This window comes from Streptomyces sp. Z423-1, assembly GCF_013009255.1.
In the GTDB taxonomy this organism is placed as follows: Bacteria; Actinomycetota; Actinomycetes; order Streptomycetales; family Streptomycetaceae; genus Streptomyces; species Streptomyces gossypiisoli.
The window spans coordinates 7167937-7188635 of record NZ_CP053109.1; the positions used below are offsets into that span (position 1 = coordinate 7167937).

The window sequence follows — 20699 nt, forward strand, 5'->3', positions numbered from 1 at the left end:
ACCGACCGCGGCGGACCGTACAGCGGCGGTGGCGACCGGTGGGGCGACGTGCCCGTCGGCTGTCATCGTCGTGGGGGGGCGAGGGGCCGCACGGGCGGGCGTCTTCCTGGTCGGCGAGGCGCTCCCTGGGGGCCCTCGCAGTGGGTCGGCGGGATGCATTGGTCGCCGTCGGAGTGGGGCGGCGAGAACCATCGGCCACCCTCGCAGCACCCAGGCCGCCCTCCACGCTGCTCCGCCGATGTTCGGAGGTCAGCGTCCTCCGGGGCGGCCACCTCGGCCACCCGGTCGGCCAGAGCCGCCACCCGGGCCCCCGAGCCCACCCGGACCGCCCCGTCCGCCGGGAACTCCGGGATCTCCGAGCCCGCCCGGACCGCTCAAGCCGCCCGGTCCGCCCAGGCCGCGCAGGCGTTCCAGTTCGCGGCGGTCTCGCTTGGTCGGGCGGCCTGCGCCGCGGTCGCGGATGCCTGCGGGGGCGACGGCCTCGCGGGGCGGGGGCGGCGGGCTGTTGTCGATGTAGCACTGGACGGCCACCGGGGCGCCGACCCGCTTACGGATCAGCCGCTTGACGACGACGATCCGCTCCCGGCCCTCATGCCGGAGCCGTACCTCGTCGCCGACGCGCACCGCATGGGCGGGCTTGACCCGCTCGCCGTTCAGCCGCACATGGCCGCCCCGGCAGGCCGCGGCGCCCTGGGAGCGGGTCTTGACCAGCCGTACGGACCAGATCCAGCTGTCGATGCGGACGGTCTCGCCGCTCGCCGGACCGGCCGCCTCGGCGGCGGCGATCGCTGCGGCGACCTTCGGGTCGACGGCGCCTGGGTGCACGGTCGGCGGGGCGTCGGTCTGCGAGGCGGTGGCGGACAGGGCGTCGGCGCCCGGATCGTCGGGCTGCGGGGCGCCGGGTGCCTCTCGGCCGTCGGTCTCCCGGGCCGGGGGCGTCTCGGGGGCACGTCCGTCGGCCGGGGCCACGGCCGGGTCCGGGGCGTTCCGGCTGGTCCCGCCGCTGCCTGCCTTGTCCATGCGATCGGAAGCCATGCCATCGACCTTAGTCCCCCGGGCAGGGTGCGTTGGACGGCTTTTCCACCGGACGCTGCCCCGCCCTGAGCCGACACCACTACAGGCGTACGCCACGGACCTACCAATGATCTTGGCCAGTGCTCCCGCGTTCACGGGGGGGGCTCCCCCCCCGGGGGGGTAGGCCATCCCAAGATTGCTCTGACCTCGTCTTGAGGCACGGGTCTGCGCTGTCCACCTCAGCCGGGTCAGACGGGGCGCCGTCGGTTCTCGATGTACTGGCGTACGACGGTCAGTGCCCCGCCGACAGCTCCCTGAGAAGTACGAGCGGGACGAGAACCGCCCATGCATGATCGCCCGGTTCACCTCGCCCGTGTACTCGAAGCGGAGCCGCCGTGAGGAGACGCCCTTGAGGCTGTTGACCAGCTTCGAGAGAGCGACTTTCGGCGGGTAGTGCATCAGGAGACGTACGTGATCGCGTTCGCCGTTGAACTGCTTCAACTCGGCTTCGAAGTCCGTGCACACGTCGCGCATGATCTCTTCGCAGCGCGTCAACTGCTGCTTCCTATCGCGGTGACATGCACCAATGCCAGTATGTTCAGCGAATCGGCCAACGAGGTGACTGGGGAGGGAAGTTGAAGCGTCAGCGTGGCCACAAGGCCCGGCTTTACCTCACCCCCGATCAGCTCGCCCAGGTCGATGGCCAGGGCCACGGCGCCCGCGCCATGTGGAATCTGCTGCACGAGCTGTGGCAGATGACGCCGAAGTGTCAGCGTTCCCTCGGCCGTATGGACCAGGCGATACGCCAGGCCCGCAAGGACATTCCCTGGCTGGGGGCCGTCCCCGCGCAGGCAGCCCAGCAGGTCCTCAAGACGTGTCACCGGGCGTGGGTGAACTGCTGGGAAGGCCGCGCCGAAGCGCCGGCCTTCAAGAAACGCACCGTACGCCGCGCCATCGACATCCCCCAGGGCCGTGACCTTCGGATCGCCCGCCTGTCCCGGCACTGGGGCCAGTGCTGGGTACCCATGGTCGGTTTGGTGAAGTTCCGGTGGACCAAAGCCCTGCCGTACGGCAAACGCGCGGACAAGCACAACAAGGTCACCGGGGCGCGGCTGGTGAAGGAAGCGAACGGCTGGCACATCGTCTTCCGCGTCCAGACCGAGGTGGACGAGCCCAAGCCGCACGAGGGGCCGATCACCGGCATCGACCGGGGCATCGCCAAGCCCCTCGCGCTCTCAGACGGCACCTTCCGCGAACACGAGCCGTGGCTCACCCCTGGTGAGGCCAAGCGGCTCAAGCGGCTGGAACAGCAGCGGGAACGCAGGCGCGCCCACCGCAAGCCGGGTGAGCGCAACAGCAGCCGCCTCAAGCACACGTACGACCAGATCAAGCAGCTCCGCGCAAGAGCCACGCGCCGCGCCCTTGACTGGCAGCACAAGACCACCACTGAGCTTGCCGGGACCTTCGGCGTCATCGGGGTGGAAGACCTGGCCATCACGAACATGGTCAAGTCCGCCAAGGGCACCGTGGAAGCCCCCGGCACGAACGTCCGGCAGAGAGCCGGGCTGAACCGGTCGATCAGCGGCGAGGCATGGGGACGAACCGTCACCTTCCTCGAATACAAGCTGGCCGACCGGGGCGGAGTCCTGGTCAAGGTCCCCGCCCCGAACACCTCCTGGCGCTGCTCGGCCTGCGGGTTCATCGCCCCCGGCAGCCGTGAATCGCAGTCCCGATTCGTCTGCAAGGCAGACGGCTGCGGATTCGTTGAGAACGCGGATACCAATGCGGCCCGGAACATCGAACACGCCGCAGGACATGCGGTGTCAGGACGTGGAGACCTCGGGGTTACCCGGTCTTAGAAGCGTCAACCACCCACCGGGCCGCACTGCGAAACGGATGGGATTCTGCCCCGCCCACGGGGGCAGAGGATGTCAAGGTGGATGCATGGACAGCAGCGCCCCCGCCGGTCTCCGCGGCCTCGATCAGCGGATCGCGGGCTGCCGGGCGTGCCCTCGGCTGGTCGCCTGGCGTGAGGAGGCGGCCCATACCAAGCGCGCCGCCTTCGCCGACTGGACGTACTGGGGGCGGCCGGTGCCGGGCTTCGGCCCGCCGGACGCCCGGCTGCTGATCGTCGGCCTCGCCCCGGCGGCGCACGGCGGGAACCGCACCGGACGGATGTTCACCGGCGACCGGTCCGGAGACGTACTGTACGAGGCGCTGTACGACGTGGGGCTCGCGTCCCAGCCCACGTCCGTGTCGGCCGGTGACGGCCTGGAGCTGTACGGCGTCCGTGTCACCGCGCCCGTGCACTGTGCGCCACCCGCCAACAAGCCCACCCCCGAGGAACGCGACACCTGCCGCCCCTGGCTCGTCCAGGAACTGGGCCTGCTGCGGCCGACGCTGCGGGCGGTGGTCGTGCTCGGCGCCTTCGGCTGGCAGGCGGCGCTGCCGGCGTTCGCGGCGGCGGGCTGGACGGTGCCGAGACCGAGGCCCGCCTTCGCGCACGGCGCACAGGTGAGGCTTGCCGCACCCGCCGCACCCGCCCCATCCGCCGACCCGGACGGGCCTGCGGCCCTCGCCGCACCCGCCGTACCGGCGGCACCCGCTGTACCGGCGGCACCCGCCGTACCGGCCGCACCCGCCGCCCCCGACCAACTCACCGCCCTCGACCTGTTCGGCTGCTTCCACGTCAGCCAGCGCAACACCTTCACCGGCCGCCTCACCCCGGAGATGCTGCGGGACGTCCTGCGCAGGGCGGCGCGTACGGCGGGGCTGGCCGTGCGAAATTGACGGGACGGGGCCGTCGTAGCGACGCTACGGTGCCCCGATGGGCCTCTACGCGGAGATCGAACCGTACGACCAGGGCATGCTCGACGTCGGTGACGGCAACCGTGTCTACTGGGAGACCTGCGGGAACCCGCAAGGCAAGCCCGCGGTGATGTTGCACGGAGGGCCCGGCTCAGGGTGCTCTCCGAACTTCCGGCGCTACTTCGACCCGGCGGCGTACCGGATCGTGCTGCTGGACCAGCGCGGGTGTGGGCGTTCGACGCCGAGCGCGAGTGCGTACGACACCGACATGAGCGTCAATACGACGGCCCATGCCATCGCCGATCTGGAGCTGCTGCGGCGGCATCTCGGGATCGAGCGGTGGCTGGTGTGGGGGGTGTCGTGGGGGTCGGTGCTGGGGTTGCGGTATGCCCAGACGCATCCCGGCGTGGTGTCCGAGCTGGTGCTGACCGGTGTCGCGACGGGGTCGAACGCCGAAGTGGCCCTGATGACCAGGGGCCTTGGCAAGATCTTCCCGGAGGCTTTCGAACGGTTTGTCGGCGAACTGCCGGACGACGATCGCGACGGCAACCTCGCCGCCGCCTACAACCGGCTGCTGCAGTCCCCGGACGCGGCGGTGCGGGAGCGGGCGGCGCGCGCCTGGACGGACTGGGAGACGGCGGTCATTCCCGCGCCGCCGCGTTCCGTGCCGCGCTACGAGGACCCGGTGTTCCGCATGGGCTTCGCCCGGACGGTCACGCACTACTGGGGCAACGACCACTTCCTGGGCGAGGGCAACGACGAGGGGGTAGTGCTCCGCGACGCGCATCTGCTGAAGGGCATCCCCGGCACCCTCGTCCAGGGCGCTCTCGACTTCGGCAACCTTCTCGGCATCGTCTGGCGGCTGCACCACGCCTGGCCCGGCAGCGAATTGGTGCTGGTCGACGAGGTCGGGCACAACGCGGGTGCGCCGGGAATGACGGAGGTGCTGGTGGCGGCGACGGACCGGTACGCGGCCCGCTAGGGCGTGTTTCGAAAGTCCCGTCTGGCCCGCGACGCCTGGCACGGCGCCTCGCTGCGTTGTCGGGATCGCCCGCGTACGCCCAGTACGCGGGCGACCCTCCGCCTTGCGATGCTCCCCCACTGTCTGAACGGCGTGGGAGGTACCCCCAGCACCAGACGCCGCGGGCCCCGCCCTCCGGGCGGACGACGCTACTTTCGAAACACGCCCTAGGTGTTCTGCCCACGGAGGTTGGTGACAGCGATCACTGCCGTGTGATCTTGAAATGGGTGAGGGCCTTCTGGCCTGGTGTGGATTGCGACATCTGCACCAGCAACAGAAAGGCCCTCGTGCCCCACCGTAATGCACCCCTGACCGAGACCGGCCGCCTGCGCCTGGCCCGCTGCGTCGTAGACGACAACTGGAGCCTGCGACGGGCCGCAGAACGCTTCCAGGTCTCGCCGACCACGGCCCAGCGGTGGGTCGACCGTTACCGTCGGCTCGGCGAGGCCGGCATGGCCGACCGCTCCAGTCGTCCGCGCACCAGCCCGCGCCGCACCCCGACCCGCACCGAGCGCCGGATCATCAAGGTCCGCATCCTGCGCCGGTGGGGACCGGCCCGCATCGCGCACCTGCTGCACCTGGTGCCCTCGACGGTGCACCGCGTCCTGGCCCGCTACGGCCTGGCCCGCCTTGCCCACCTGGACCGGGCCACCGGCCGTGTCATACGCCGCTACGAACGCGACCGGCCCGGCGAACTGGTCCATGTCGACATCAAGAAGCTCGGCAACATCCCCGACGGCGGCGGCCACAGAGTCCTCGGCCGGGCCGCAGGCCGCAAGAACCGCACGAACGCCGGCTACAGCTACCTGCACACCGCCGTCGACGACCACTCCCGCCTGGCCTACAGCGAGATCCACGCCGACGAGAAGAAGGAGACCGCCACCGCCTTCTGGACCCGCGCCCACGCCTTCTTCATCCAGGCCGGCATCACCGTGGAACGGGTACTGACCGACAACGGCTCCTGCTACCGCTCCCGCAACTGGCGCGACCTGCTGGCAGCGGCCGGGATCACCCACAAACGAACCCGGCCCTACCGGCCACAGACGAACGGCAAGGTCGAACGCTTCAACCGCACCCTGCTGGACGAGTGGGCCTACGCCCGCCCCTACCGGTCCGAGGCCGAACGACGCCAGGCGTTCGACGAGTGGCTGCACACCTACAATCACCACCGCGGACACCCGCGCTGAAAGGCCAGCCACCCTCCAGCCGCGTCCCCAACCTCACAGGGCAATACACCTAGGCCCCCGGCCGTCTGGATCACGTCGGCGTCGCGGGGGCCGGCACGCGCAGGTCCTAGTCGTGTTCCTCCCCGAACAGGTGCCGTACCGTCGAGCGGTAGTTGGCCCGTACGTGGCTCAGTGCGTGGGTGCGCGCCCGGTCCGGGTCGCCGGAGGCGATCGCCTCGTACAGCTCGCGGTGCTCGGTGAGGAGTTGGGGCCACTCCTCGTTCTGCCGGGTGAGCCAGCGCAGGCGGCCGTCGACCGGTTCCATGACCGAGATGAGCAGGCTGTTGCCCGCCATCGCCAGGATGCGGTCGTGGAACCGGGTGTTGATGTCGGTGATCGTCTCGGCGTCCCCGGCCTCGGTGGCGTCGGCGGCGTTCCGCAGCAGCTCGCGCAGCTCCGTCAGCGCCTGGGGTGTCGCGCGGGACGCGGCGAGGCCCGCCGCGTACACCTCCAACGCCTCGCGCAATTCGAAGAGTTCCCGGACATCGACCGGGGTCAGCCGGCGTACGACGGCGCGGCGCGGGGTCTCGAACAGGACGAAGCCCTCGGCGACCAGCGCCCGGATGGCCTCCCGGACCGGGACGCGGGAGACCTCGAAGCGTTCGGCCAGCTCGCGTTCGACCAGCCGGTCCCCGGGGCGCAGGCGGCCCGCGATGATGTCCTGCCGCAGCCCGGCCAGGACACGTTCGCGCACCGCTCCGAGGGGTTCGATCTTCGTCATGGGGCCATCTTCGCCGACTCCGGGTGTCTTTTACGGAGCGTTAACAGCAGCGATATCCGCCGGAACTGTTGACGGCGGGACTATGTCCGCAGTTTGGTATACCAAACTGCCGAACGAACCGTCGCGTCGAGCCAAGCCTCAGCTCCGTGCCCGTACGCATGGCCCCTCCGTCCCCTCGTCCGTGGAGGCCCCGTGTCCCTCGCCGACCGTGCCGAAGCCACCGGCACGCCACCGTTCGTCCCCGACCCCCGCCTCACCAACGAAGACCTCGCCCCGGCCGGCAAGCGCAACTGGAAGGTCTTCGACCTCTTCGCCCTGTGGATGTCCGACGTCCACAACCTCGGCAACTACACGTTCGCGGCGGGCCTGCTCGTGCTCGGCATGAACGTGTGGCAGGTCTTCACGTCCCTGCTCGTCGGCTTCGTGCTCATCTACATCGGCATGAACTGGATGGGCGGCATCGGACAGCGCCACGGCGTCCCCTTCCCCGTCGTCAGCCGCATCAGCTTCGGTGTCTGGGGCGCCAACATCCCGGCGCTGATCAGGGCCGTCATCGCCATCATGTGGTACGGCATCCAGACCTACCTGGCCTCCGTCGCGGTGAACGTGATGCTGCTCGCCGCCTGGCCCGGGCTGGAGTCCTGGACGCGGAGCTCGTTCCTGGGGCTGGACGCTCTGGGTTGGGTGTCGTTCGTGTCGTTGTGGCTCATCCAGGCGCTGATCATCAGTCAGGGCATGGAGTCGGTCCGCAAGTTCCAGGACTTCTGCGGTCCGGCCATCTGGCTGGTCATGATCGCGCTGGCCGTGTGGATCCTCGCCAAGGCCGACTGGACCATCTCGCTCACGTCCACCCCGCACCCGGTCTCCGTGGGCGAGCAGTGGCGGCAGTGGTTCGGCGCCATCGGGCTGATCCTCGCCACGTACGGCACGCTGATGCTCAACTTCTGCGACTTCTCGCGCTTCGCTCCGGACTACCGCACTGTCAGGCGCGGCAACTTCTGGGGCCTGCCGATCAACTCCACCGCCTTCGTGGTCGTGTCGGTCATCGTCACCGCCGGCTCGCTGGAGGTCTTCGGCGAGGCCATCACCGACCCGGCGGAGCTGGTGGCCAAGGTGGGCAACACCTGGGTCCTGGTGCTGGCAGCGCTGACGTTCGCCATCGCCACGATGGGCGTCAACATCGTCGCCAACTTCGTCTCACCGGCGTACGACCTCGCCAACGTCTGGCCTCAGAAGATCACCTTCAAGGTCGGCGGCATGATCAGCACGGTGGCGGCGCTGGTGGTGACGCCGTGGAACCTCTTCTCGAACCCGACGGTGGTCAACTACTTCCTGGGCGGCCTCGGCGCCTTCCTGGGCCCGCTGTTCGGCGTGATCATGGTCGACTACTACTGGGTCAAGCGCGGCCGGGTCGACGTCGACCAGCTCTTCAACGCCGAGCCGGGATCGCCGTACTACTACCGCAAGGGCTTCAACCCAAAGGCGCTGTGGGCCTTCCTTCCGGCGGCCGGGGTCGCGGCGGTGCTGGCGCTGGTGAAGACGTTCGGTGACGTGGCGCCGTACTCCTGGTTCATCGGTACGGCGCTGGCGGCCGGGCTGTACGTGCTGCTCTGCCGGCGCGAGCGTGCCGAGGTGGAGGGCTGAGCGGAGTGCGCATCGTCGTCACCAACTGCAACACCACGCAGGAGATGACCGAGGAGATCGTACGAGGTGCCCGGGCCGCCGCAGGCCCGGGCACCACCGTGACCGGGCTGACCCCCGCATGGGGGCCCGAGTCGGCGGAGGGCTGGCTGGACAGCTTTCTGTCGGCGGCGGCCGTGCTGGACGCGCTGCGCACGTACGACGGACCGCCGTACGACGCGGTCGTCATGGCCGGTTTCGGGGAGCACGGGCGGGAGGGCGTGCGGGAACTGGTGGACGTGCCGGTCGTCGACATCACCGAGGCGGCCGCGCATATGGCGTGCCTGATCGGGCGGCGGTACGGCGTGGTCACGACGCTCGAACGGTCGTGCGGGCAGATCGAGGACAGCCTGGAGCTGGCGGGGGTGGGGCGGAACTGTGTCGCCGTCGTCGGCACGGGGCTGGGCGTGCTGGAGCTGGCGGACGGTGAACGTACGGAGACGGCGTTCCTGGCCGCCGCCGAGCGGGCGCGGGCGGCGGGGGCGGAGGTACTGGTGCTGGGCTGTGCGGGGATGACGGGGCTGCAGCGGGTGGTGGGGGAGAAGCTGGGGGTGCCGGTGGTCGACGGGGTGGCGTCGGCGGTGAAGCTGGCGGAGTCGCTGGTGGGGTTGGGGCTGACGACGAGCCGGGTGGGGAGTTATGCGCGGCCGTTGGCCAAGCGGCGGGTGTGGGGAAGGCCGTTGACGCCGCCTGGCGAGTGAGCCGTTGGTCCGAGCGGCGTCGCGGGCCGCCACACGTACCGGACGTCCGGCTCCCGCTCCTCGTTGCCGCTGCCGTCGGTGTACTCGACGGCGACGAAGCCGTGACGTTCGTAGAAGCGGTGGGCGGGGGTGTTGACCTGGAAGGTCCACAGGGTCAGGCCGTGTGGTCGGCGCTGCTTGGCGAGGTCCACGAACCGGTCACCGATGCCCCGGCCGCGCCAGTCCGGATCGAGGTAGAGCTGGGAGAGCTGGTCACCGTCGAGCACCATGACGCCGACCAGGCCCTCCGAGGCCTCGGCCACCCATGTGTCCCCGAGCGGCACCACCACCTCCCGGAAGTACGTCCGCACCTCGTCGTCGGAGCGCGGCCGAACGACGGTCGGCAGCGCGGCGGCGAAGGACCGCAGCCAGACGTGGGCCGCGGCGTCGGCGTCGGTCGCCGCGGCACGGCGTAGCGCGACACGGCTCGGGTGGGGGACGGTGACGCGCTTGGGCATGATGCCTGCCTGGTTGCCTGGTTGCCTGGTTGCCTGGTTGTCGTTCACCGATCATGCGGGCCCCGGTGCGCCGATCGCACCCGAATATCGCCGGTGGTGCGGTTCCACGCGGAGTTCACGCCGCGCAGGCGAGGCGCCTCCGGTCTTCAGTCCCGTGGACTGTCAGAACCCCTCTGACCTGGGGGGGGGTGCTCAATCCGCCCTGTCCACCATCCCCGGGTGACCCCGGCAGGCGCGGCGGGCGCGGGGCCGGAAGGTCGATCAGGTCGCCCACTCCGGCCACGGCCTGCAACGTTCGGCGAGCGACGCCAGGGTCCGGCGGACCGCGGCGATCTCGGCGCGGAGGTCGGCCGCGTGTTCCCACTGGCGTTCATGGGCCACCGGGTCCCGGCTGGGCGGGCGTTGGGACTCGTACGCGGCGAGGCGAGGGTGCCAGGACGTCAGCAGGGGGCGCAGCACCCGGTTGAGGACGGTCACCGCGAGGACGCCGAAGCTCACATGGCCCGGCGCGAGGGGAGGGGCCACCTCCGGGCCGTAGCGGCGGAGGATCTCGCGGGTGGTGTTGAAGAAGGTGTACAGCGAGGACAGCGCCTCGCGCAGCAGGCCCTCGTCCCCGTCGAGTTCCTCGACCGACACGCGCGTGATCAGCTCCAGGTACAGCTCCCAGGCCGCGCTGCGCTCCGCGTCGGCAGGCTACCCGTACCGGAGATCTCACCGACGAACGGAATCGTCAGCTTGGCCGTGATCTGTGACGGACCCGCCGGTCGACGCCGCCTGCGCTGCCTGTGTGCCATGATCGCCCTCCCCGGTACCCACAGTAGGGTAAGTCGTCGTGTGGGACGTCTTCCTCAGCTACAGCCGCGGTGATGCGGAGCGAGTCCGTCCGCTCGTGCGGGCGCTGCGCGACGGCGGCCTGGAGGTGTTCACGGACGAGACCGGAGTCGAGTCCTTCGCCGGCATCAGCGACACCATCCGCCGCGAACTGTCGCGTTCCAAGGCACTGCTGGCGTTCTACTCCACCGGCTACCCCGAGCGCGAGGCCTGCCAGTGGGAGCTGACCACCGCCTACCTGGCGGGACTTGGGGAGGGCAACCCGCGGCGACGCGTCATGGTGGTCAATCCGGAGCCGACGACGCACCACATCCACCCCGTCGAACTGCGCGACGCACGGCATGCCTCGGCGGACGACCTCACCGCCCTCGTGCCGGACGTACGCGCGCATGTGGCGCGCCTCGACGGTCCCATGACCCTCAAGGAACACCGCGTACGACGCTGGCTGCTCGGCAGCCCGCAGTCGGCCCCGAGTTCCTGGGACGGCTCTCCGAGCTCTGGCAGGTGCACTCCGCCCTGCACGCCCACGCCGCGCCGCTCGTCACCGGCCGCGCGTCGGCGCATGCCGTGCAGATCCGGGGCATGGCGGGCATCGGCAAGACCCTGCTGGCACAGGAGTACGCCCTTCGCTTCGAGGCCGCGTACCCCGGTGGCGTGTGCTGGGTGAACGGGGAGTCGTACGACGCATCGGTACGCGCCCTGGGCACCGCGACCTCCACGGATACTTCGACGCCATCGGCGAACCGTTCCTCTGGATCGTGGACGCGGCCCCCGCCCACCGGCTCGCCGCCCGCGAGATCGCGGCGATGGCGGCACCCCATCCCCTCGGCCACACCCTCTTCACCCTGCGCAGCCGCGCCTACGACGCCCTGGGCACGCCGATCGACCTGGGACCGCTCGACGCTCCCCACGCGCGCGTGCTCGTCGGCGGCGACGAGGCGCTCGCCGGCGCGGTCGACGGTCACCCCCTCGCACTCGGGCTGCTGGGCCGGGCGGTCCGCGCCGGTCACCACCCTGGCACGCTCTACGACCGCCTGCACACCCGGGGCAGATCGCTGCTCGACACACTCGCCGACGAGGACGTGACGAGCACCGTGGTACGGGACGTGGACACCGCGGACGCCGCCGACGTCCTGCGCTGCGCGACCGCCCTCCACCCCCTGCCGCTCACCGCCGACGACGCGGCACACGTCCTGGCCGCCGCCGACCGCGTGCCCCGGATCGTCGCCCGTCGCCGAGCGGCGAACGGTGTCCGCGAGCTGCGCGCCCGCAGCCTGCTCACCCCCGCCGCGGACGACGGCTGGTCGCTGCATGCTGTGACCCAGCACGCCTGGCACCACCACGACCCGGCCCCCGCCCGTACCGAGGCCCTGCGGCACGCGGCTCTGCGTACGCTGTGCGCCCGCCGCGACCCGGCGGCCCCGGTTACGCTGGCCTTCCCCGGCAGCCGGAGGGAGGCACCCATGACAGCGCCCAGCGAGTCGGAGCGGATGGCCGCCTTCGACATCCAGGTCGAGCTGGTCACGCGTATCGGGGTGCAGGAACTGGCACCGGGCACGGGCAGCCTGCGTGAGGCGCTGACGTCGCTGAAATCCCTGATCGACTTCACACGGGCGACCCTGCACACGTACAGCATCGGCTTGGAGCGTGGCGCCGAGTCCGGCGCTCCGACGGTCCAGAACCTGGCGTACACCCTGATCAACGACACCATCCGCCCCTTCACCACCACCTGGCACCCCCGCCTGGCCGCCTACGAAGCCCGCTGCCCGGCGGACATGGCCCCGCCCGACCACGAGGCGGCGTGGCCGGAGGCGGAGGAGATGCGCGCCGAACTGGCCGCTCTGCGGGCCGTTGCTACGGATCGTGGAGGGGTTGGGCGGTATCTCCGGGGCGGACTTCGGGGTGGCGGCGACGGGGTGAGGCCTTCGCGCGCTAAGGCTTCGCGTGCGGAGGCTTCGCGTGCCAGGGCTTCGCGTGCCGAGGTTCGGGGACGGGGTGAGACTTCGCCGCTGCCAGCAGCTGGGCGTAATTGCGTGAAGCTTCGCCGCTGTCCCGGGCGTAATTGCGGTGAAGCCCCACCACTCGACTCCGTACGCTGCGCGCATGCCCACCCCCGACGACACCACGTTCCTCAACACCACCGCCGACCGCCTGGCCGCCCTCCCCACCGTCCGGGCCGTGGCCCTCGGCGGCTCCCGCGCCCAGGGCACCCACAGACCCGACAGCGACTGGGACCTGGCCGTCTACTACCGCGGCCCCTTCGACCCGGCCGACCTCCGCGCCCTCGGCTGGGAGGGCGAGGTGTCGGAGGTCGGCGGCTGGGGCGGGGGCGTGTTCAACGGGGGCGCGTGGCTGACGATCGACGGGCGGCGCGTCGACGTCCACTACCGTGATCTCGACGTGGTCGAGCGGGAGTTGGCGGAGGCGGAGCAGGGTCGGTTCCGGGTGGAGCCGCTGCTGTTCCATCTCGCGGGGATTCCCAGCTACCTGGTGGTCGCGGAGCTGGCGATCAACGAGGTGCTGCGCGGTGAGCTGCCGCGGCCGGCGTCGTACCCGGAGGAGCTACGTCGCACGGCGAGCCACCGCTGGTACGGCACCGCCCGCGCCACGCTCGCGTACGCACAGTCCAACCACGCACCGGCCGGCCACCTCACGGAGACCACCGGCGCCATCGCCACGGCGGCCGTACAGACCGGGCATGCGGTGCTGGCGGCGCGGGGGGAGTGGGTGACCAATGAGAAGCGGTTGTTGGAGCGGGCTGGACTGCGGACCGTGGACGGTGTGATCGCGTCACTGTCCGCAGGAAGTGATCGGGACACTCTGACCGAAGCGATCGGGCAAGCCGAGGCGATCTTCGAGGAAGCTGTTCCGGATGGGACGACTGAAGGCCGGGCGAGGTCGTGTCCCTTGACGTGGTGTAGGCGATCAATCGTCGGTCGTGTTGGTGGTGTTGGGGAGTGCGGGGGCGCTTTCGCCGGCTTCGGTGGGGTAGATCTGGTCCATGCTGCCTTCGGGTAGGTAGCGGCGGGGGAAGGCGATCCACTCGTCGTGCATCTCGAAGAGCACGGCGGTGACCAGTCGGAGGAGAGCGTCGTCGTTGGGGAAGACCTGGACGACATCGACGCGGCGTTTGATCTCGCGGTTGATCCGCTCCAGCGGGTTCGTGGACTGAATCTTCTTCCAGTGCCGTTCCGGGAAGGCCGCGAAGGCGGTGAGGTCGTCCTTGGCGTCCAGGAGCATCTGCTTGACCTGGGGAAACTGTGCGCCCAGCATGTCGGCGACCGTGTCGAGCTGGTTGCGGACGGCGTCCTGGTCGGGCTGGGCGAAGATGGTGCGGATCGTCGCGGCGACCATTTCCGCGGCGTCCTTGGGGATCACGCCGAAGACATTGCGCAGGAAATGAACCCGGCAGCGCTGGTAGGCCGCGCCGATCATGACCTTGCGGATCGCCTTGACCAGGCCCGAGTGGTGATCGCCCAGTACGAGTCGGACACCGCCCAGACCGCGTTCGCGCAGGTGACGCAGGAACTGGGTCCAGAACACCTCGGTCTCGCTGTCGCCGACCATCACCCCAGCACCTCGCGGCCGCCGTCCTCGGTGATGCCGGTGGCGATCACCACGGCCCGCGAGACGATCTGGTGCGCGACCCGTGCCTTGCAGTAGGTCGCATCGAGGTAGACGTAGGGGAAGCGGGTGTGGTCCAGGGGCCGGCCGCGGAACGCGGTCAGCTGGGTGTCCAGGTCCGCGCAGATCCGTGAGACCTCGCTCTTGGAGATCCCGCTGTCCGCACCCAGCGCCTTGACCAGGTCGTCGACCGAACGGGTGGACACTCCGTGCACGTACGCCTCCATGATGACGGCGAACAGAGCCTGGTCGATGCGGCGGCGACGCTCCAGCAGGCTCGGGAAGAAGCTGCCCGAGCGCAGCTTGGGTATGGCCAGGTCCAGGTCACCGGCCTGCGTAGTCAGCGTCTTGTCGCGGTGCCCGTTGCGCAGCGCGGTGCGTGTCTCGGTGTGCTCGTTCCACTCCGCACCGATCCTCGACGTCGCCTCGGCCTCGATCAGCTCCTGCAGCATCCGCTCGGCCACGAAACGGACGAGTTCGAGTCCGTCCGCCGAACGCAGTGACTCCAGCAGCCGAAGTAAGTCATGCTGGGACAGGGCCATCATGCACCTCCTGGTTGAACTGGCCGTTTACCAGGGAGAGTTGCATGGTGGCCCGCCTGCCGGGCAGGGAGCGGAATCCCTATCGACACACGCCCCGGGGCGTACGCCCCAACGTTGATCGGCTACACCACGAAGCGGGACGCCATCCCGGGCGACTGATCGCTAGGCGAGGAAGGACGCATGGTGCGGGTGCTCATATCCCCGTCGTACGGCAGTTCCGAGACGCGGCGCCACTGGGCGGACACCGTGGACCGGCAAGTGGACTTCACTGCGCCAAGCCACGACAGTCTGCTCACTGCCGAACAACGGGCGAAGCTCCGGTCCCTTCACCCGGAGGGCCATGCCAGGTTCTAGGGTGCGACCTCCGCACACGACAGCAAGTTCGCAGACGTCGGCACCGGCGATGTCGTCCTGTTCACGGGGCAGAACCAAGTCCGCGCGATCGGCGAGGTCGGAGCGATCTTCCACAACCGCGAACTCGCGGATCTGCTCTGGCCGCCCCAGGACGGCGGTGCGAGCTGGCGCACCGTGTACAGCCTTCTGGACGTGGTCCCCGCCGACATTCCGTACGAAGAACTGAACGCGGCCATCGGGTACAAGCCCAACCATAAGTTCCCCGGCCAGATGGTCCTTCGAGGTGACAAGGCGCGGTCGGTTCTCGAGGACTTCCTGATCACGCCGAGTGTGGAGCAGCCCCCAGTATCCCAACCGCCCACTGTCCAGGACGCTGATCCCGTACGCATCGCCGCCCTGGAGGAACTGCGCACCAGCCGCACCGGTTATCGGCGGAGCCGGCGCCTGGTCGTCGTCGACCGTCGGGAGGCCCGACTCGTCCGTGAGTACCGCCAGTTCCTCGCGGCTCGCGGTGTGACGGCCGGGCGGTTCTTCTGCCCGTCCGGCATGAGTGACATGTACCTCGATGCCGCAGGGGAGGCGGAGGTGATCGAGGCGAAGAGCACTGCCGAACACCGCCACGTACGACAGGCTCTGGCACAGCTCCTCGACTACGCTCCCCACAGCCTTCCCCCGCCCAGCGCCTCACCGCCCTCTTCCCCGAGCCGCCGGAACATGCCGACGTGGAACTCCTCCACCGCTACGGCATCGACTGCGTCCACCGCGTTCCCTCACACGGCTTCCAGCGATGGCCCGCGGCCGCCGAGCGCCGGGCACTCATGCGTGAGATCTGGTCGGGAAAGCTCCCGGTGCCGGCCGGGGATTAGCGCGCTTGCCGTTCTCGCCGCGATGCTGACCATGTCAGCCGGGGTGACGGCCGGGGCTGCCGGTGTCGCGCACGCCCTGCGCGCACGGCTGACGGCCGCAGGAGAGTCCACCAAAGCGATTCCGTTCATAAAGAACGCGGCCCGTCCAAGCATCGTCACATCGCGGTAATACGAGCGTTCCACTCCCTCCAAGAACGCGATCTACGGTAGGCAGCACACCTCGCAGCCCGGCCACCGTCGCCCGAAGGCACTCACCCCCGCCTCGCCCGACAGGAGCCCCGTGTACCGCCGCCTCGACCGCGCCCTTCCGCCCTGGCTCGCCCACGTCCTCCGTGCCCAGCGTGGCCCCGTGCCGTGGAGTGCGGTCGGGCGAGGGGCGCTGGCCGCGGGGCCGCTGCTTCTTGTCGCCGTGGTCGTGGGGCACCCCTCCGTCGGTGTCGTCGCCGCCGTCGCCGCCATGCTCGCCGGGATCAACGACCGGCCCGGCAGCCGGCGGGCGGCCGTCCGGCGGCTCGGGGTGCCCGCGCTCGCGGGTGCGGTGGGGCTGCTCGTCGGGACGTACGCCGGGCAGCACACGGGTGTCGTCGCGCAGACGCTGCTCCTCACCGGGCTCGGGCTCGTCGCCGGGAGCATCAGTGCCGTCGGGCCCGTCGCCTCCGCGGCCGGTACGCAGGTCCTCGTCGCGTGCGCGGTCGGCGCCGGGATGCCGTTGCCCGAGCCGGGGTGGCTGCGGGCGCTCGCCTTTGTCGCGGGGGCCGGGTGGCTGCTCGCGCTGCGGTTGCTCCTTCCCACGCCCGGCGCCCTCGCGGGGGACTACCGGTTCGACGGGGAACGGGAAGCCGTCGCCGACGTGTACGACGCCATCGGCGACCTGCTCGACGCTGTCGGTACGCAGCACGCCACCAACCGGCGTGCCGCCCTCACCGCCGCCCTCGACCACGCCCAGGACGCCCTCACCGGGCCCCGGCTGCGGCGGTACGCCTCCTCCGCCGTCGAGCGGCGGTTGCACGCGCAGTACGCCGCCGCGCTGCCCCTCGCCGAAGCGGCCACCGCCCTCGCCTGGGCGGGGGTGAGCCCAAGCGGGCGGGCCTCCGCGGGGCCCCGGCGGCTGGCCGCCGCCGTCCGTGGGAACACGCACACCGGGCCGCTCCCCGCGCCGACCCGGTCGATGCCTGCCCTGCGCGCCCTCGACGACGCCCTGCTGCACGCCGCCGAGGTCTTCGACCAGGGCAAGGGCGGCGACCTGCACACCCGGCGGCGTACGGCCGGGGCCCTGCTGCGGGCCGTCGTCGGCGTCGGCGGCCGGGAGTACGGGCTGCGCGTCGCCCTGTGCTTCGGCGCCGGTGCCGCCATCGCCCAGGCCCTGCGTCACGCCCAGTGGTACGGGCCCCACGAGCACTGGTACTGGCTCCCCGCCACCGTCGTCTTCCTCGTCAAGCCCGACCTCGGGCCGCTCGTCTCCCGTGTCCTGTGCCGTGCCGCCGGGACCGTGCTGGGTGCCCTCGTCTTCGCCGGGTTCGCGGCCCTGCTGCCCCGGCCCGAGGGGCTCGTCGCGCTCGTCGCCGTCAGCGGTGCCCTCATCCCCGTCGCCACGCGGCACTTCGCCGCCCAGACCGCCGTCGTGACCGTGCTCGTCCTCGCCCTGGTGATGGTCGGCGGCGAACCGCAGGCCTCCGTGAGCCGGATCGGGGAGACCCTGCTGGCCTGCGCGATCGTGCTCGTCGTCGGGCATCTGCCGATGCCGGGGCAGCGCGGCGGGGGCGTGCGGGCGCGGCTCGCCGCGGCCGGGAGTGCGGCCCAGGCCTATCTCGCCCATGTGCTGAGCGAGTCCGACGACCGCGCCGCCCGCTGGACCCTCCGCCGCGAGGCCTACCGCACGCTCGCCGAGGCCCGCGGCGCCATCGCCCTCGCCGCCGCCGAACTGCCCGCGCTCGCCCGGCACACCGAGGGCGCCGACGAGGTCGCCGGCACCCTGGAACGGCTCGTCGACACGACCACCGCCTGCGCCGTCCACCTCGACGACACCGGCCGGCTCACGCCGCGCCACACCGAGCGGCTCGCCGAGCTTCTCGACGAACTGGAGTCCGGCCGCCGCCGCCTCGGCCTGCGCGAGCCGGAGCTGCCCGTCGCCGTCTGACGCCCCTTCATTTTATTGAGGGCTTCCTTTATGCAGGGCTTCTCTTGTTGAGGCGCGACGATTGAGGCGCGACGATTGAGGCGCGACCTTCCCGACCTCCACCGCTCAGCCCCGACGCCCCCTGCAACGAGGCCCCTTCAGCTCCCGACCCGCACCCACACCGGCGCATGATCCGACCCCGCCGCGCCCCGCCGCTCCGCCGGATCCGCCCCCACCGACGGCAGCTGAGGCGCACCGGCCCCCGGAAGCCCCGTCCCCGCCGCCGTCACCCGCTTGACCAGCCGGTGGCTGCACAGAACGTGGTCGATCAGCTCACGCCGCCCGGAGTGCACCCGCGAGAACCTCTGCTCGGCGGGTATCAGCGCCGCCACATTCCACAGCCGGGCCGCGTCGCCCTTGTCGTCCGCCCGGAAGCCGGCCGTGCCGATCTCCGAACCCGGCGGGCCGAGCAGGATCTGGGTGGTCGCCGCCTGGGCCTCGTCGTTCAGATCGCCCAGCACCACCACGTCCCGCGCCCGCCCGTCGCCCGCCAGCAGCTTGTCCGCCAGCGCGCGCAGCGTCGTCGCCTCGGCGGCCCGCCGGTAGAGGGCGTAGGCGCCGTACCGGGCGCGTTCGCCCTCGTCGCGGGGGTGGAAACGGCCCTCCGGGTACGTCAGCAGCTTCGACTTGAGATGGGCGACCGCCACCGACAGCTCACCGGCCCGCACCGCCAGCAGCCCCCGGCCCGCCTCCGCCACGCCCGGCCCCGAGTCGTCCGCCTGCACCGGCCGCAGCTGCGCCGGGAACGCCGTCGTGTCGGACAGCACCACCAGCGGCGTACGACTGAGGAAGCCGACCCGGATGCCCCGGCTGTCGGCGTGCTCGGACAGCGCGATGTGCCAGCTGCCGGGCAGCATCCCGGCCAGGTCGGCCAGCGCGTCCGGGTCCCCGACCTCCTGCACGCCGAGCAGGGCCGGGTCGAGTTCCGCGATCACGTCGGCGAGGGCGGCGAGCTTGGTCTCGTAGGCGGCCTTGTCCTTGGGGCCGAACGGCCCGCCGGGCCGGTACAGGTTCTCCAGGTTCCAGGTGCCGAGCAGCATGCCGGGCTCCTTTCAGAGGCCGGACGGCGGTGTGTGGTGAAGCCAGCGTGCCCGTGCGTGCGGTTCCTGGACAGACCCGCGACAGGATGCGCCGTTCACTTCACGCGACCCGGCGACCGCGTCGTACGTTGGCGTGATGACGCCTTCTCCCGCAGAAGCTCCCGCCGACCTCGTCATCACCGGATGCGCCGTCCTCGTGCACGACGATCAAGAGCGGCTCGGGTTCGAGGAGAACGCCGCGGTCGTCGTACGAAGCGGAGTCGTCGAGTCCGTCACCACCGCCGATGCCGTACGGCACCTGCCCGCCGTCGAGCGCATCGACGCCGTCGGCCAGGTCGCCCTCCCGGGGCTCGTCAACTGCCACACCCACGCCCCCATGGTCGCTCTGCGCGGCCTCGCCGAGGATCTGCCCACCGAGGCGTGGTTCAACGACGTCGTCTGGCCCGTCGAGTCCAACCTCACCGAGAAGGACGTGGAGTTGGGCGCGCGGCTCGCCTGCGCCGAGATGATCCGGGGCGGCGTCACCTGCTTCGCCGACCACTACTTCACGATGGACGCGGTCGCCGCCGTCGTCGAGGAGTGCGGGATGCGGGCCCATCTGGGCGAGGCCTACTTCTCCTCGCAGGGGGCTCAAGGGCGGCAGCGCAGTCTCGACTTCGCGCTACGACACCGGGGGCGCGCCGGCGGCCGTATCACCACCGCCCTCGCCCCGCACGCCCCCTACACCGTCGACGACGCCGACCTCGCCGCCACCGCCGACCTCGCCCGCGCCCACGGCCTCCCCGTGCACATCCACGCCGCCGAGAACCGCGACCAGACCGACACCAGCCTCGCCCGCCACGGCGTCACCCCCATCGAGATCCTGGACCGTACGGGACTGCTCGACACCGACCTCCTCATCGCGCACGGCACCGGCATCATCGACCGCGACCTGCCCCTGCTGGAGCGCGCGGGCGGTCGTGTCGCCGTCGCCACCGCACCCCGCGGCTATCTGAAGTTCGGCTGGCCCACCACCACACCCGTCCGCGCCCTGCGCGCGATCGGCGTCCCCGTCGGGCTCGCCACCGACGGCGCCGCCTCCAACAACTCCCTCGACGTGTGGGAGTCGATGGCGCTCACCGCCCTGATCCAGAAGTCCACCGAGGGCGATCCGCGCTGGCTGACCGCGCGTCAGGCCCTGCATCACGCCACACTGCAGAGCGCCCGCGCGGTCGGCCTGGGCGACGCCATCGGCTCCCTCGCCCCGGGCCGGCGCGCCGACATCGTCCTTGTCGACCTCACCGGCCCGCACACCCAGCCCGTGCACGACCTCGCCGCGACCCTGGTGCAGAGCGCCCGCTCGTCCGACGTCCGCACGACCATCGTCGACGGGCGCGTCCTGATGCGCGACCGTGAGCTGCTGACGCTGGACGTGGGGGCGGTCGTACGGGAGTTGGGCGAGCGGATGCCCGCACTGCTGGACCGGAGCCATGGTCGACGTATCCAGGAGTACGACACGTGAGGCGGCGACCTCGTTGACCTGCCCCTGGGAACCCCGCCAAAAAATCTTCGTGGAACCGCGATGAGATCCGTCCCGTCCATCGGTCACCACCCGCAAC

Annotated in this window: 15 protein-coding genes and 4 pseudogenes; 12 read left to right on the forward strand and 7 right to left on the reverse strand. The window is 71.1% G+C overall.

The genetic code is table 11. The features are described from left to right. Positions 1–249 precede the first annotated feature (249 nt). Both HJD23_RS44270 and tnpA read right to left on the reverse strand, forming a co-directional pair. Complete coding sequence (locus HJD23_RS44270; protein WP_171119115.1) at positions 250–825, reverse strand: RNA-binding S4 domain-containing protein; 576 nt, start codon at positions 823–825, stop codon at positions 250–252. Positions 826–1262: 437 nt separating this feature from the next. Then, a pseudogene (tnpA, locus tag HJD23_RS44275) lies at positions 1263–1569 on the reverse strand (IS200/IS605 family transposase); the annotation flags it as partial. On the opposite strand from tnpA, the gene HJD23_RS43115 reads away from it, so the two are divergent. The 5 genes and pseudogenes from HJD23_RS43115 to HJD23_RS32290 all read left to right on the forward strand — a co-directional run bounded on the left by HJD23_RS43115 (position 1486) and on the right by HJD23_RS32290 (position 6083). Next, entirely contained in the window at positions 1486–1653 is a 168-nt protein-coding gene (locus HJD23_RS43115; RefSeq protein WP_206326244.1) for a hypothetical protein, read from the forward strand. The pseudogene tnpA and the gene HJD23_RS43115 overlap by 84 nt on opposite strands. Then, positions 1650–2873: an RNA-guided endonuclease TnpB family protein gene (locus HJD23_RS32275; RefSeq protein WP_171110487.1), complete on the forward strand. Its 1224-nt coding sequence runs from the start codon at positions 1650–1652 to the stop codon at positions 2871–2873. Before HJD23_RS43115 ends, HJD23_RS32275 begins: the two co-directional genes overlap by 4 nt. 85 nt (positions 2874–2958) lie before the next feature. After that, entirely contained in the window at positions 2959–3804 is an 846-nt protein-coding gene (locus HJD23_RS32280) for a uracil-DNA glycosylase (protein WP_171118365.1), read from the forward strand. 37 nt (positions 3805–3841) lie between these two features. Beyond that, positions 3842–4804, forward strand: a complete 963-nt coding sequence (gene pip / locus HJD23_RS32285) for a prolyl aminopeptidase (RefSeq protein ID WP_171118367.1) — start codon at positions 3842–3844, stop codon at positions 4802–4804. A 326-nt stretch (positions 4805–5130) separates the two neighbouring features. Then, positions 5131–6083: pseudogene (locus HJD23_RS32290) on the forward strand (IS481 family transposase). 53 nt (positions 6084–6136) lie between these two features. Here HJD23_RS32290 and HJD23_RS32295 read toward each other — a convergent pair. After that, positions 6137–6790: a GntR family transcriptional regulator gene (locus HJD23_RS32295; RefSeq protein ID WP_171110546.1), complete on the reverse strand. Its 654-nt coding sequence runs from the start codon at positions 6788–6790 to the stop codon at positions 6137–6139. A 192-nt stretch (positions 6791–6982) separates the two neighbouring features. Here HJD23_RS32295 and HJD23_RS32300 point away from each other — a divergent pair, with 192 nt between their 5' ends. Next, positions 6983–8434, forward strand: a complete 1452-nt coding sequence (locus HJD23_RS32300; RefSeq protein WP_171110547.1) for an NCS1 family nucleobase:cation symporter-1 — start codon at positions 6983–6985, stop codon at positions 8432–8434. A 5-nt stretch (positions 8435–8439) separates the two neighbouring features. After that, on the forward strand, positions 8440–9171 hold the full coding sequence (locus HJD23_RS32305) for an aspartate/glutamate racemase family protein (protein WP_171110548.1): 732 nt from the start codon (positions 8440–8442) through the stop codon (positions 9169–9171). Here the strand turns inward: HJD23_RS32305 and HJD23_RS32310 are convergent. After that, entirely contained in the window at positions 9108–9668 is a 561-nt protein-coding gene (locus HJD23_RS32310) for a GNAT family N-acetyltransferase (protein ID WP_171110549.1), read from the reverse strand. The genes HJD23_RS32305 and HJD23_RS32310 overlap by 64 nt on opposite strands. A gap of 261 nt (positions 9669–9929) precedes the next feature. Then, positions 9930–10304: a hypothetical protein gene (locus HJD23_RS44280; protein ID WP_232108212.1), complete on the reverse strand. Its 375-nt coding sequence runs from the start codon at positions 10302–10304 to the stop codon at positions 9930–9932. 196 nt (positions 10305–10500) lie between these two features. Here HJD23_RS44280 and HJD23_RS44285 point away from each other — a divergent pair, with 196 nt between their 5' ends. Both HJD23_RS44285 and HJD23_RS32325 read left to right on the forward strand, forming a co-directional pair. Then, positions 10501–11166 (forward strand): toll/interleukin-1 receptor domain-containing protein, encoded by a 666-nt coding sequence (locus HJD23_RS44285; protein WP_240980867.1) that lies wholly within the window; start codon positions 10501–10503, stop codon positions 11164–11166. 1436 nt (positions 11167–12602) lie between these two features. Continuing rightward, positions 12603–13301: pseudogene (locus HJD23_RS32325) on the forward strand (nucleotidyltransferase domain-containing protein); the annotation flags it as partial. Between the two features lie 123 nt (positions 13302–13424). Here HJD23_RS32325 and HJD23_RS32330 read toward each other — a convergent pair. After that, a pseudogene (locus HJD23_RS32330) lies at positions 13425–14665 on the reverse strand (IS256 family transposase). A 528-nt stretch (positions 14666–15193) separates the two neighbouring features. On the opposite strand from HJD23_RS32330, the gene HJD23_RS32335 reads away from it, so the two are divergent. After that, positions 15194–16054, forward strand: coding sequence for a hypothetical protein (locus HJD23_RS32335; protein WP_171109083.1), 861 nt, complete (start codon positions 15194–15196; stop codon positions 16052–16054). Positions 16055–16165: 111 nt separating this feature from the next. Then, positions 16166–18022, forward strand: coding sequence for an FUSC family protein (locus HJD23_RS32340; protein WP_171109080.1), 1857 nt, complete (start codon positions 16166–16168; stop codon positions 18020–18022). A gap of 137 nt (positions 18023–18159) precedes the next feature. Here HJD23_RS32340 and HJD23_RS32345 read toward each other — a convergent pair whose 3' ends face one another. Beyond that, entirely contained in the window at positions 18160–19101 is a 942-nt protein-coding gene (locus HJD23_RS32345) for an endonuclease/exonuclease/phosphatase family protein (RefSeq protein WP_171109079.1), read from the reverse strand. Between the two features lie 136 nt (positions 19102–19237). Here HJD23_RS32345 and HJD23_RS32350 point away from each other — a divergent pair, with 136 nt between their 5' ends. Continuing rightward, on the forward strand, positions 19238–20602 hold the full coding sequence (locus tag HJD23_RS32350; RefSeq protein ID WP_171109076.1) for an amidohydrolase: 1365 nt from the start codon (positions 19238–19240) through the stop codon (positions 20600–20602). Positions 20603–20699: the final 97 nt, after the last annotated feature.

What these genes read in the sequence shown, in the direction of transcription:
- HJD23_RS32280 (WP_171118365.1), top strand. Translation starts at nt 2,959, where the DNA reads ATGGACAGCAGCGCCCCCGCCGGTCTCCGCGGCCTCGATCAGCGGATC.
- pip (WP_171118367.1), top strand. Translation starts at nt 3,842, where the DNA reads ATGGGCCTCTACGCGGAGATCGAACCGTACGACCAGGGCATGCTCGAC.
- HJD23_RS32295 (WP_171110546.1), bottom strand. Translation starts at nt 6,790, where the DNA reads ATGACGAAGATCGAACCCCTCGGAGCGGTGCGCGAACGTGTCCTGGCC.
- HJD23_RS32310 (WP_171110549.1), bottom strand. Translation starts at nt 9,668, where the DNA reads ATGCCCAAGCGCGTCACCGTCCCCCACCCGAGCCGTGTCGCGCTACGC.
- HJD23_RS32345 (WP_171109079.1), bottom strand. Translation starts at nt 19,101, where the DNA reads ATGCTGCTCGGCACCTGGAACCTGGAGAACCTGTACCGGCCCGGCGGG.
- HJD23_RS32350 (WP_171109076.1), top strand. Translation starts at nt 19,238, where the DNA reads ATGACGCCTTCTCCCGCAGAAGCTCCCGCCGACCTCGTCATCACCGGA.